General features: G+C 57.6%; 10 protein-coding genes and 1 pseudogene. 1 reads left to right on the forward strand and 10 read right to left on the reverse strand.

What is annotated here, in order from left to right; translation table 11 throughout:
* Positions 1-35 precede the first annotated feature (35 nt).
* Both NKI58_RS12655 and NKI58_RS12660 read right to left on the reverse strand, forming a co-directional pair.
* Positions 36-269 carry a DUF6429 family protein gene (locus NKI58_RS12655; RefSeq protein ID WP_352592943.1) on the reverse strand — a complete coding sequence of 78 codons (234 nt, stop codon included), beginning with the start codon at positions 267-269 and terminating at the stop codon, positions 36-38.
* Between the two features lie 168 nt (positions 270-437).
* Positions 438-618 (reverse strand): annotated as a pseudogene (locus NKI58_RS12660) (3'(2'),5'-bisphosphate nucleotidase CysQ); the annotation flags it as partial.
* Positions 619-942: 324 nt separating this feature from the next.
* Between NKI58_RS12660 and NKI58_RS12665 the strand changes: the two are divergent.
* On the forward strand, positions 943-2529 hold the full coding sequence (locus tag NKI58_RS12665; protein ID WP_352853251.1) for an adenylate/guanylate cyclase domain-containing protein: 1587 nt from the start codon (positions 943-945) through the stop codon (positions 2527-2529).
* A gap of 147 nt (positions 2530-2676) precedes the next feature.
* Here the strand turns inward: NKI58_RS12665 and NKI58_RS12670 are convergent, their stop codons facing one another.
* The 8 genes from NKI58_RS12670 to NKI58_RS12705 all read right to left on the reverse strand — a co-directional run bounded on the left by NKI58_RS12670 (position 2677) and on the right by NKI58_RS12705 (position 13211).
* A complete protein-coding gene (locus NKI58_RS12670) occupies positions 2677-2922 on the reverse strand; it encodes a type II toxin-antitoxin system VapB family antitoxin (protein ID WP_352624030.1) in 246 nt (81 codons plus the stop codon).
* A gap of 234 nt (positions 2923-3156) precedes the next feature.
* Positions 3157-3945: a 3'(2'),5'-bisphosphate nucleotidase CysQ gene (gene cysQ, locus NKI58_RS12675; protein ID WP_352624052.1), complete on the reverse strand. Its 789-nt coding sequence runs from the start codon at positions 3943-3945 to the stop codon at positions 3157-3159.
* A gap of 10 nt (positions 3946-3955) precedes the next feature.
* Positions 3956-5893, reverse strand: a complete 1938-nt coding sequence (gene cysN / locus NKI58_RS12680) for a sulfate adenylyltransferase subunit CysN (protein WP_352853253.1) — start codon at positions 5891-5893, stop codon at positions 3956-3958.
* A 2-nt stretch (positions 5894-5895) separates the two neighbouring features.
* Entirely contained in the window at positions 5896-6801 is a 906-nt protein-coding gene (gene cysD, locus NKI58_RS12685) for a sulfate adenylyltransferase subunit CysD (RefSeq protein WP_352707645.1), read from the reverse strand.
* Positions 6802-7138: 337 nt separating this feature from the next.
* Positions 7139-8209 (reverse strand): dTDP-glucose 4,6-dehydratase, encoded by a 1071-nt coding sequence (gene rfbB / locus NKI58_RS12690; RefSeq protein WP_352853255.1) that lies wholly within the window; start codon positions 8207-8209, stop codon positions 7139-7141.
* A gap of 157 nt (positions 8210-8366) precedes the next feature.
* A complete protein-coding gene (locus tag NKI58_RS12695; RefSeq protein ID WP_352853257.1) occupies positions 8367-9689 on the reverse strand; it encodes an O-antigen ligase family protein in 1323 nt (440 codons plus the stop codon).
* Complete coding sequence (locus NKI58_RS12700; RefSeq protein ID WP_352853258.1) at positions 9686-10945, reverse strand: tetratricopeptide repeat protein; 1260 nt, start codon at positions 10943-10945, stop codon at positions 9686-9688. Before NKI58_RS12700 ends, NKI58_RS12695 begins: the two co-directional genes overlap by 4 nt.
* Positions 10833-13211, reverse strand: a complete 2379-nt coding sequence (locus tag NKI58_RS12705) for a GumC family protein (protein ID WP_352853260.1) — start codon at positions 13209-13211, stop codon at positions 10833-10835. Before NKI58_RS12705 ends, NKI58_RS12700 begins: the two co-directional genes overlap by 113 nt.
* Positions 13212-13218: the final 7 nt, after the last annotated feature.

Below are 13218 nucleotides of genomic sequence, written 5' to 3' on the forward strand. Positions count from 1 at the left end.
CTATCAGCTCGCAGGCGCCCGTCCCGCGCTCTGGCTCAGGGCGCCGGGCGAGTGAACAGGGTTCGGAATAGCTCCTCAGCACGCCGCAGTCCTTCATCTGTCAGAACCACTGACTTCGCCTTGTTTGCCGGATTCGCGATCAGCCCCTTCTCGTGCAAGCGATCCAGAGCATTCCAATCCAAACCCTTCCAGGCGCGCCTCTCTTCATGCAGCGTCAGCCAAAGCAGGCCCAGAACGGCGTCGTCGATCTTGTCGGTGTCGATCTCCATGCAAGCAGTCTGACACGCGAAACCGCCTATGCCACGAGCCACACCGGATGGTTACTCCAGCCACAAGGGTTCGGCTGAAAATAAGTGCTTCACTCAGGCGTCGCGTACGCGACAGCGTCATTTGCGCGGGCGACGAGCCGGGATGGCATCGGAGTTCAATCATGGTGGCTAAGCGACTGTGGCAGCCTTGCCGCTGGCAACGAAATGCGAATTGGCGAAATCCTCGTCGTCGCTCTGGTTGCGCTTACCGCAGGCGAGCGGCGCACCATTCAGGTGCGCGTCATGCTGCCAGCAGCGCGCGTCACCCCGCCGCGGTGTCCCATTCCATAGTGCGACCGACGCGCGGATACGTTTTGCGGGACACTTTCTTCTCCGACGCGCTCTCCGAGCGCAGAAGTCCCAACCTTGCCAGAGGTGAATTCTTGACCGCTGAGCAGTTATCGCGGAGCGGATTCCGGGCCACAACCGACTTTGCGACATCCCTTCACTGATTCACTGTCCGTCTAGCGCCAGAATGCGAAATCCGCTGTGAGGGTCGGGGCCTCGCAACAACCGCTCAAGGTCGTTCCGACATTGCAGGGCTGACGTGTTTTCATCGAGCCAAGACTGACTCTGGTACCGTGCCGGGAATGAGCTATAGTTCAGATACTAATGACGGCCGGGCGCTTGCACAATGGCTGGACTGGGTGAACAGATTGCGCGCCAGCAGCGCACCATGGGACCGCTCCTCGTGGCGGCAGTGGTCATCGGCCTTATCGGTCTGCCGGTCGCAGCCTGGCTCGACCTCCGAGACCTGTCGGAACGGATGCTGCGCAGGCAAGCCAGCGAAATCAGCCGCATCATCGACGAAATGCGCGGATTTTACGGCAGCGACGTCGTGGGACGCGTGCTGCAAGCTAACGGCGCCGTGACTGCGACGCACAACTACCGGGACGTGCCAGGTGCGATCCCTATTCCAGCAACCCTCTCGATCGAACTCGGCAAGCGCATCAGCGCTCATGACGGCTCGGTCAAATATCGGTTCGTCTCGGATCTGCCCTTCAAAGGTCGCGCGCCCCACCAGCTCGATGCGTTCGAGCGGAATGCAATCTTGGCTTTGCGCGCCAACCCGAAGGAGCCGATCATCGAGGTCTCGGGTTCACTGTTTGACCGGCAGGTCCGCGCCGCGGCCCCTGTTGTAATGGGACAAGTCTGCGTGACCTGCCATAACTCACACCCGGACAGCCCCAAGACGGACTGGAAGGTAGGGGATGTCCGAGGGATCCAGGAGATATCAGTCAATCAGCCTATCGCTGCGAACGTGCTGACCTTCAAGTATCTGCTTCTATATTTCGGCTTCGCAGCGGCGGCGGGCCTGACGTTCATTCTCCTGCAGCGTCGGCAGTCCACGTTGGTTCAGGGCATCAACAAGGAGCTTTCCGAGGCAAACGACTTCCTGGCCGCGATTTCATTGAAGATCGCCAAATACCTTTCGCCTCAAATTTACAAAAGCATCTTCAGCGGCCAGAAGGACGTCACCATCGCGACCGAGCGCAAGAAGCTCACGATCTTTTTCTCCGACGTCAAGGATTTCACCGCGATCGTGGAACGGCTCCAGCCCGAGGACCTGACGCTTCTCCTCAACGAGTACTTCACCGAGATGTCGACGATCGCGCTCAAACACGGCGCCACCGTCGACAAGTTCATCGGCGACGCGCTTCTTGTGTTCTTCGGAGACCCCGAGACGCAAGGCATCGAGGAAGACGCGAGAGCCTGCTTGCGCATGGCTGTCGACATGCAGCGTCGGGTGGAGCAGTTAAACAGGGTGTGGCGTGACCGCGGAGTTGAACGGCCCTTCCGAGCTCGCATGGGCATCAACACGGGCTATTGCAATGTTGGGAACTTCGGTTCCGATGATCGGATGGACTACACCATCATCGGAGCCGAAGCGAACTTGGCGGCCCGTCTGCAGTCGATTGCCGAGCCCGGCGGCATCTGCCTCAGCTATGAGACTTACGCGCTCGTGCGCGACCTTGTCCGGGCGCGTCCATTAGCACCGATTGCCATGAAGGGGATCAGCCGGGAGGTTGTCCCCTACGAAGTCGAGGGCCTTCTGGGTGAACTCGCCCAGCGCCCTCAGGTCATCAGCGAGCACGCGACTGGCCTCGACTTGTTCCTCGATGTTGAGGCAATCGACGCGAACGGGGTGGAGCGGGCGAAGAAACGGCTTTCGGAGGCGCTCCTGGCCTTAACCGTCCGAAGCAAGCCCGCCGCATTTTAGGTTCTTGAACGTGATCCAATCTGGACCGTGGCCAGCCAAGTAAAGTCCGGTTCAACACCGTTCAGCCGCGCCGGGTCCCGGCCAGGAGTTCGCGCGCATCATGCTCGTTGATCATCAGCGCCGTCAGGGCCGAGGCGTCGATGAACATCAGTCATTCTCGTACAGGCTGTCGCGAAACGCCTTGTCGGCGGGCCTGCCGTGATCAGGCTTGCCCCGGGCTCGCAGATCACGGCAGAACCTGAGGCCGATCTCTACGAGGGACGGTCTAGCCTGTTCGCGCTCAAGCTCATGCTTGAGCGCGGCATGGACGGCCTCTGTCAGACCAGTCCTCTTAAGCGCGGCGACCCGGCGGGCCAGTGCGTCGGTCTCGGGATTTTTGATGTGGAACGCCATCACTCGCTCGTATAGCCGTTCAAGTGTATCGGTATACAGCAATTTGGATACACCGTGTGAAGGCCCCGCAGCATCGACCGGACACCACGCGAATCGGCCACGCCGACCCAACTGTCGGCTGGATGGGGATCGTACCGCTGTGTTTACAGATCTCGAGCAGTATCTGAGGTCGCTTGCACAAGTCACTTGCAACACCCGCACTTTCGTACGGGTCTGGAACTGCGCAATCACCGTCTAGCCAAATCCAGCAGCCTTGCCGCTTGCGATAAAATGCGGGTTGGCGAAATCCTCGTCGTCACTCTGGTTGCGCTTGCCGTAGGCGAGCGGCTCACCATCCAGCGTGCGCGTCATGCCGCCGGCGGCGCGTAGCACCGCGTCACCCGCGGCCGTATCCCACTCCATGGTGCGGCCGAAGCGCGGATAGACGTCCGCCTCGGCGCCGGCGACAAGACAGAATTTCAGCGATGAGCCGACCGAGACGATCTCGGCGGCGCCAAGCGCGCGGATATAGGCGTCGGTTTCCGGCGTGTTGTGGGAGCGGCTGGCAACGACGGTCAGCGGCACCATACCGGCCCTTGCCGAAATCGACTGGCGATCGACGATCTCGTAGTCGTCATTGATCTCGATCGTTTCCGCTTTGCCCGGCCGGCCGGAAAAGAAGCGGCCGGTGCAAGGCGCGAAGACGACGCCGATCTCAGGCACGCCATGGCGAACCAGCGCGATGTTGACAGTGAAATCGGTCCTGCGGTTGACGAACTCCTTGGTGCCGTCGAGAGGATCGATCAGGAAGAAGGCGTCGCCGAGATCCGGTGCCATGATGCCGGCAGAGGCTTCCTCCTCTGCCACGCATGGAATCTCTGGAAATGCGGCACGCAGCCCGGCAAGGATGATCTTTTCGCTCTCGCGATCCGCCTCCGTCACTGGCGAATTGTCCGACTTGCTGTCGACCGCACAGCCGGCACGAAAGACGCGCATCACCTCGCGCCCTGCCGCCAAGGCAAGGTGCTCGAAGACGGCGAGCATCGCTTCGTCGTCAGATACCGCCGCCGCTGTCATATTGGTCTTCGGCAATGTCGCGCTCGATCAGCCAGTGTTCCAGGGCGTCCACCATCTCCTCGGCTGATCTGCCGAGGGTCTTGAGATGGATTTCGGGCTTTTCCGGCACCTCATACGGTGAATCGACGCCGGTGAAATTCTTGATCTCGCCATTCAACGCCCGCGCATAGAGGCCCTTCGGATCGCGCCTGGCGCATTCCTCGAAGGGTGTGTCGACAAACACCTCGACGAATTCGCCGTCGGCCATCAATTCGCGTGCCATGCGCCGCTCGGCGCTGAACGGCGAGATGAACGACACGATGACGATCAGCCCGGCGTCCGCCATCAGGCGCGCCACTTCGGCGACGCGGCGAATGTTTTCGACACGATCGGCGTCGGTGAAGCCGAGATCGCGGTTGAGGCCGTGACGGACGTTGTCGCCATCCAGAATGTAGGTATGGCGCCCGGTAGCGAACAGCTTCTTTTCGAACAGATTGGCGATGGTCGACTTGCCTGAGCCCGAAAGCCCGGTGAACCAGAACACCGCCGGCCGCTGGTTCTTCATATCGGCGCGGGCGCGCTTGCCGACATCGAGCGACTGCCAGTGGATGTTTTCGGCGCGGCGCAGCGAATGCAGGATCATGCCGGCGCCGACCGTGGCATTGGTAATGCGGTCGATCAGGATGAAGGCACCGGTGGTGCGGTTTTCGGCAAACGGATCGAAGGCGATCGGCGACCGCGTCGAGATATTGCAGATGCCGACTTCGTTCATTTCAAGCGACTTGGCCGCCTCATGGGCAAAGTCGTTGACGTTGACGCGGTATTTCAGGTCGGTGACGGTGGCGCTAGTCTGGTCGGTCTCGGTGCGCAGGATGTAGGAGCGGCCGGGCAGCAGCGCATGTTCGTCGAACCACACGATGTTGGCGGCGAACTGGTCGGCGACCTGCGGCCGCGCCGCCGGCGATACCAGCATATTGCCGCGCGAGACTTCCACCTCGTCGTCGAGGACAAGGGTGACGGCCTGGCCGGCAATAGCCTGCTGAAGATCGCCGCCATGCGAAACGATGCGCCTGACGTGCGAGGATTTGCCGGATTTGGCGACAACCACCTCGTCGCCTGGCGCAACCGAGCCGGAGGCGATGGTGCCGGCGAAGCCGCGAAAATCGAGGTTGGGACGGTTCACATATTGGACTGGAAACCGGAACGGCAATTCGACCGCGGCCTCGTCGACCGACACGGTTTCGAGATGTTCAATCAGCGTCGGGCCGGAATACCAGTCCGTCCTGTCGGAACGGCCGGTAACGTTGTCGCCATAGCGGGCCGACATAGGGATGGGCACGATCGTCTGGAAGCCGAGCTCACGTGAGAACTGTGCGTAATCCGCGACGATCCGTTCAAAAACCGCCTCGTCGAAGCCGACAAGATCGATCTTGTTAACGGCGAGCACAATGTGGCGGATGCCAAGCAGCGAGGCAATGATCGAATGCCGCCTGGTCTGACGCAATACGCCCTGGCGGGCATCGATCAGTACGATGGCGAGATCGGCGGTCGATGCACCCGTCGCCATGTTACGCGTGTATTGTTCGTGGCCGGGCGTGTCGGCGACGATGAACTTGCGCTTTGGCGTGGCGAAGAAGCGATAGGCGACGTCGATGGTAATGCCTTGCTCGCGCTCGGCCTCGAGGCCGTCGACCAGCAGCGCGAAGTCGACGTCGTCGCCGGTGGTGCCGTGCTTGCGCGAATCGCGCTCGAGCGTGGCCAGCTGGTCCTCGAAAATCTGCTTGGTATCCGAAAGCAGGCGCCCGATCAGCGTCGACTTGCCGTCGTCGACCGAACCGCAGGTCAGGAAGCGCAGCAGCGACTTTCGTTCCTGCGCCGCCAGATAGTCGCGGACGCCGTCGGTCGGGGCGAGGCTCTTGGCCATGATGTGGCGCATACTCAGAAATACCCCTCGCGCTTCTTCTTTTCCATCGAGCCGGCTTCGTCGCGGTCGATCAGGCGACCTTGCCGCTCGGAAGTGCGCGCCGTGAGCATTTCGCCGACTATCGCCTCCAGAGTGTCGGCTTCCGAGTCGATCGCGCCGGTCAGCGGATAGCAGCCGAGCGTGCGGAACCGCACCATCCGGTTCTCCACTGTTTCGCCGGGCCGCAGTCGCATGCGCTCATCATCCCTCAGGATAAGCATGCCATCGCGCTCGACGACCGGCCGCTCCTTGGCCAGATACAGGGGCACGATCGGGATGTCTTCCTGAAGAATGTACTGCCAGATGTCGAGCTCGGTCCAGTTCGACAACGGGAACACCCTGATCGATTCACCGGCAGCGACGCGGGTGTTGAAAATCTTCCACATCTCCGGCCGCTGGTTCTTCGGATCCCAGACATGCTGGGCGTTGCGAAACGAGAAGATCCGCTCCTTGGCGCGCGACTTCTCCTCGTCGCGACGGGCGCCGCCGAAGGCAGCGTCAAACCCGTATTTGTCGAGTGCCTGCCGCAGGGCAACCGTCTTCATAACATGCGTATGGGTGTTGGAGCCATGGTCGAAGGGATTGATGTTGTCGCGCACGCCGTCTTCGTTGACATGGACCAGGAGGTCGAAACCGAGCTTTTGCTGCATCTGGTCGCGAAAGGCTATCATTTCGCGAAATTTCCAGGTCGTGTCGACATGGAGAAAGGGAAAGGGCGGCTTGGCCGGATAAAACGCCTTCATCGCCAGGTGCATGAGCACGGACGAATCCTTGCCGACCGAATAGAGCATGACCGGCTTGGCAAAGGCCGCGGCCACCTCGCGAAAAATATGGATGGATTCAGCCTCAAGCCGCTGAAGGTGCGTAAGTGCGATATTCATGGACTGTGAGCGTTCTTTCGTGCGATCCACTAAGAGCCTGTAACGGGCGCGATCTTCAGCCGCCCGGTTCAAGCTGCACTTCTGGACAATCAATTTCTCGTGGAGGCGTTCTAGCAGATCGTTCCTGCCCAGAACAATGCAAGACAAGCCAGCGGCCGAATGGTTCGGGAATGACTTTTCCACGCAGGCACACAAACCCGGAAATTCCTACTCAACTGGCTATGGCGTTGCGCACGTCGGGATAATATCGCCCGGGTCAGGAAAAGTTGCCCGGCAAACTTTTGTGCATTGTTACTAAAGGTCTCTCATCCTGTGACCACAAGCCTCACGCAGCGCCTCACACGGCACCCTTTCGCGCTTTGCCCAGCTGCTCGTTGGCGTAGCGCTCGCGGCGGATCGGACCCCACCACCACTCGTTTTGAAGATACCAGTCGACGGTCATGGCGAGGCCGCTGTCGAAGGTCTCGCGCGGCGTCCAGCCGAGATCGCGCTTGATCTTCGAAGCGTCGATTGCGTAGCGCCGGTCATGGCCCGCGCGGTCGGCGACGAAGGTGATGAGATCGCGATAGGACCGGCCGGCAGAACGCGGCCGCTTGTTGTCGAGGATATCGCAAATCGCCTCGACCACCACCCGATTGGTGCGTTCCGCGCCTCCCCCGACATTGTAGCTCTCGCCTACCGCGCCCTGCGTCGCAACCATGGTCAAGGCACGCGCATGGTCCTCGACGAAAAGCCAGTCGCGCACATTTGCGCCGGCGCCGTAGACCGGCAACGGTTTTTCGTCCAGCGCGTTCAGAATGACGAGCGGGATCAGCTTTTCGGGGAAATGGTACGGACCGTAATTGTTCGAGCAGTTCGACAGCACCACCGGCAGGCCGTAGGTGTTATGCCATGCTCGCACCAGGTGGTCGGAAGCGGCCTTCGACGCCGAATAGGGAGAAGATGGTGCATAGGGCGTCTGTTCGGTGAAAATGCCGCTGTCGAAGGGCAGATCACCGAACACTTCGTCGGTCGAAACATGGTGGAACCGAAACCGGCTTTTTTTCTCGCCGGGAAGTCTGCACCAATATTCCAGAGCCGAATTGAGCATTCGGTAGGTGCCGACGATATTGGTTTCGATAAAAGCGGCGGGCCCATCGATCGACCGGTCGACATGGCTTTCGGCGGCAAGATGCATGACGATGTCGATGTCGTCGCGATGCAGCAATTCCAGAATCGTGCTGTTGTCACAGATGTCGGCGTGCTCGAATCTGTAGTTATGGGCATTCTCGATTGACCGCAACGAGGCAAGGTTTCCCGCATAGGTGAGCTTGTCGAGATTGGTCACCCGGTAGGCCGGATTGCTGCACAAATGCCGGCACACCGCTGAGCCGATGAAGCCGGCCCCTCCGGACACTAGAAAATTCATCCCGCCCTCCTCACGCAAAACTGTCGTGCGAACACCTCCGCGGCGAACGTCGGCGTATGCAACGCGTTTCGACACCTGATTGCTTTTCCCGAAGAGCTTAAGCGCCACCCGAATGGCTTGAAGGTGTGGCGAATGTCGGCCGCAGGTGCTCAGTCTGCTACGACGACAAAGTTCCGATGGGAACAGACAACATGCTACCGTTGTGGTCGATCTCGATCAATTCGTTCTTCTGGGCCAAACTATCTGCGAATCCTTTGTGAAAGATAATGGCGTTCATATAGGCAAACGTCATTGCAAGCGCTTCGGTCCGCAATGGATAATCAACCAGTGAATGGATGAGAAGGAAAAACACCGAGAGAAAAGCTGCCTTTTGAAGTGGATCCCGGCGAATTCTGATAAGCCGGGCAAAAAGTAATATAAAATAAAATACCATCAGTACTATTGCAACTACCCCCCCTTCGAAGGCTATTTCTAGGTAATCGTTGTGTGCATGGTTAACATATTTTTCGAAAACCATTCCTTCCGTTTCGTATATCTGATAAGCTTTTTGGAAATTGCCAAATCCAACACCAATGGCCAAATTCTCTTTGATTCCCTCAATAGTGGTACGGGCAAATTCTCCTCGCCCGAAAGCCGGATCAACCGCCTCGGCATCCATCTTAGTCCAGGCCCCTATCGTGTAGGCCGAAAGCCCTATGAAAACCGCCAGGATGCTCAATCCACTCACCCTAGAACGAGCCGAAAGAAAGACGATGGATAATACGGTAATCGCCAGCCCAATCAGAACACCGGCACGCGAACCGGCGGCCAATAGCAGCAGCAAAAGCGTGACCAGTCCGAGCGATCCGGACAAAAGATGTCCGCGAAACAGACCGTAATAAACCACGAAGGGAATAGAAACAAAAAGCAAAGCCGCGAAATGGTTCTGGTTGGCAAAAAGCCCGGCGTTGATCGTAAAAGGCAACAACCCTTCAATGGCGATGTCGTCAGAGAGCGAATATTGAATGGCTCCCGCCAACCCATTGCAGATAACGCCCATGAAAAAGAACGGCAGAAGCCCATAGACCTGCTCGGTGCGCAAACGGAATACGCTCAAAAAAAACGCGGCTGACGCCACCAGATACAGCAGACACTCGATTGTCCTTCCGACTCCGACACTGACGAAACGAAATCGGGGTTCTTCAGCCAACCAGGGATTTGCGAAAAGCAGCTCTGGTCGCAACCCGTTGAATATGGCGGCAGGCAGCGGGACAATTTGCAAGGTCACTAACGCCACAGCGAAGATGAGCAGCCACAAAACAGAACGGGGTATTCTTTGACCAGAGGTCTGAGAAAAAACCGCTGCCGCCGAGACGATGGCTGCGATCTCAATCAGCGTGTCCGTATAAAGGCCGCTTGCAGTACCGCCACCGATCAGCAGCGATATGAATAGAACCGACCCAAGGACATACTTATCCCATTCCGATGGCCGGTTACTCAAGATGAAAGTCTCTCGATGCTCAGTTTGTGCATTACCAATGTGCCGACATATCGAAACCGCCAACTCTCAGCGATGGCGGCAGTCTCCAGATTCAACAATTGCATGGGACACCCAGCCGGTCCAATCGAAAAACCCTGACTCAGGGCTTGTCGATTGTATGTACCCTCCGGAATTTTGAACCGCGCTGTTTCGCTGGCCTGCCCCACGCACTTGATCGACCAGAACAATTCCTTTGGAAGCTTCAGGTTCCTTGCAGAGGCGATCAGAGAAATCTGGTAAGAGCCGGGCGGCAGTTGAATATACTGCTGAAGAGCTGCGCTCCTGACCGGCGTATTAAAGAAGCGGACCGTCGCCCCCCCCTCACCTTCGATCGCACCCTGAGATGTTGCAAACGTAACTTCCAGTCCCGACTGATCGCGGAGTTGCCAATCGAAAGGCTTGGGGCTGTACACCGGTTCAAAGGTGCTGTTGAAAATGTAACCGCCCAGCTTCCGTTGTTCATCAGTCAGGCTGAAGAGAAACAACCGATATGCCGATTCATACTCCTTCTGAAGAATATAGCCGCCGATAACTGCCGACAATTCGTTCGATTTTGGTGGTGCGCCCGAGTCTTTCAAATCGAGCAACAGCCGGTTTGCGGAATCGAGCCCTTCGGGAGTTCTGCGAAGAGTGGCGAACAGATTGGTTCTCCAAGGCGCCTCCGCCTTGATGGCTGCCAGAACAGCCTGGTATCCATCGGTGCTCGAGAGGATTGTCGGCAGACCCTCGGCGACAGCGGGAAACCGGTCTGGCCATCGCCGTAGCAACATATCGATCTCGCCGACAGCCTTTGGCAGATCTCCTATTTCAATCGAGTGACTAATGGACCTCTGGAGCGCGTGGATTTCGGTCTTGGAGAATTTTCGAGCTCGATCGAAGAGCTCATAGGCTTGGTCCTTCTCCCCCTGTCGGTATTTAATCTCGCCGATCAGGCTGTAAAGACGTGCGTCCGCAAAATCAAAGGCAAGCGCCCTTCCGGCCTTGTCGAGCAATGCATCGAGGTCGGGAGCGTTGCTTGCGTCGTTCAGGTCGTTGGTGATTTCGCTTATTAAGGCATTGACGTTCAACGGATCCAGCGCAAGGGAAACGGCAGGCGTTTCGGTTTCAAGAAACCGACTTAGCCCGATCGACGAAGCTGCCAACACTAGAGCGGATGCGACGAACCAAACGCCTGAGCGCTGGAGATTTCGCATAAGCGGGCTGGTCTGCGCCGTCATCGATCTTGCCCTCAATTTTCGGGGTACCCGTGCCGTAGTCATAATACTGGTAGTTCATGTATTTGTAGGCGTAGTTGTAATCGAACTTGTTCACTGCAAATTTCGACATCGCCGCTCCGACCACGTTCGCGCCGGCAGCTCGCAGGCGTTTCAACGCTGTCATCGCCGACTTGCGTGTCACCTGATTGGCAGAGATGACCATCAATGTGCCCTCGGCAAGCCGGCTGAGGATGGGCGCATCTGAAAGGCCGACGACCGGTGGGGCATCGATTATCACAAGATCGAAGCGCTTGCCGAGATTGGTAACTACGAGTGCCATCTTAGGCGAAGAGAGCAAATCAGCAGGGTTCGGCGGGATCGTTCCGGAGGTCAGGACGGTCACATTAGGATATTTCGTCGCCCTGAAAATGCTCGCCAGATCCTCCCTGCGGACAGTGTTTGTCAGGAGATTGCTCAGTCCGATAGTGTTGTCGAGACCAAATAGCCGATGAAGGTTCGGCTTTCGAAGATCGCCGTCGACGATGAGAACTCTTGCACCGAGCGCTGCAAAATCCTGCCCGAGCTTGAACGAGGTGGTCGACTTACCTTCCGACGGCTCCGAACTCGTGACCAGCAATGATCGCGGCGCGCCTTCGGCACCGGAGAATTGCAGCGATGTTCGAAGCGAACGGTAGGCTTCGGACAGTCCTGACTTCGGATCGGCGATGCTGGCTATGAGTTCCCGGTCATCGACAAGCGGCAGGATGCCGAGCATCGCCAATCCCAATTCCTTTTCGATCTGCTCAGGGTTGGTAAACGTATTGTTCAACAACTCAATGATGTAAATAATCGATGCGCTCAGAGCTAAGAAAAGAGCCAGGGCGACCGCAAGATTGATGCTCAGGCGCGGCGAATAAGGATTGCTAGGCTGTGTCGCGAAATCGACGATTGCCGCGCTTTGTGTCTTGAGCTCAGCGCTGACGCCGACCTCGTTCAATTTAGCGATAAGGTTATCGTACTGCGACCTATTCGAGTCAACCTCGCGCTTCAGGATGGTGTATTTAATGTTTTTGTCGTTGAAGATAACCTGTTGCTTTTCCATCTCAGCGAGCTTCGACCTAAGGTCAGCTTCCTTGTTCTGAGCCTCCTGGTATTTCTGTCGCAGGGAATCGGTTATAGTCAAAACGCCATTGTTATAAAGCCGTTGCAGCTCCTTGATCTGCGCCTGGAGCTGCTGCATTTCTGGAAAGCCAGGCTTCAATATACCCAACTTTTGCTGATACTGACTGGTCAAATCCGCCAGTTTGTCGGTGATCTTCTGCAGACCTCCGCTTTCCAACACTGGGCCGAGACTTGACCCGCGACCTTTGTCGATCTGGTCCACCATCCGCCCGGCATCGAGACGTTCCTGGATTGCTGTCGCGAGCGCGGTATTCAGAGCCTCGATGTTCGACCCTATTAGCGATTTGTCGTCGCCGGTTATCGTAATGCCTACGTCCTTTGCATAAGCGACCAGATCCTCTTCGGATTTCTGAAGCTTTTGCTTTACCTGCAAAACCTGTTCCTGGATGAACTGACGGGCCAGGTCGGAAGTTTCGCTAGTTTGGTCGAGGCGTTGATCAATGAAACTTTGCGCCATTTGATTGGCGATATCACTGGCGTATTTCGGTTTCTGATCGACAAACGAGATCGACAGCAGACTTGTGTTGGTAACTAGATTGACTGTCAGATCTTTTAAAATACGCCCGATCGCGATGGCCTCACGTTCCTCTGGGGTTTTCTCCTCTATGGAGGGCGATTTCGAGATTCCAAAGGCGCGATAGAAGACATTGCTCAGGGAGAAGTCCGACGTGGGAAATAGGAAGTCCGGCTTCTCGCTGAGGCCCAATTGGAACACCACTCTTTGCGCCAAAGCACGGCTTTTCAGCTTTTCACGGGCAGTCAGAAAGGCGCGGACGTCAGCGTTTTCAGAAACCACTTCGATGTCCTGGAAGACCTTTGCCGAAGGAACCAGCACTTCCAACTGCGCTGTTGCCTGATACTTAGGCGTCTGCATCATGGTAACTATTGCGCCGGCAACAAACCCTGCCGCCGCCATCATGACGATCAGCCAGCGATACTGGACAGCGTAAAACAGCAGCCTGAGCGGATTAAAGCCCTCGTCTTGCTCCAAGTAATCGCGCCCATACGAGCTATGGTTTTGCGCACCGTCATAATACAGCTCGGGGGACAAGGCTTGGCCATGGACGGGGCCTGCAATTTGATGCTGTCTGTTACGATCGAGCATGGTGCGA

The organism is Mesorhizobium sp. M0522, assembly GCF_040321085.1.
Lineage (GTDB): Bacteria > Pseudomonadota > Alphaproteobacteria > Rhizobiales > Rhizobiaceae > Mesorhizobium.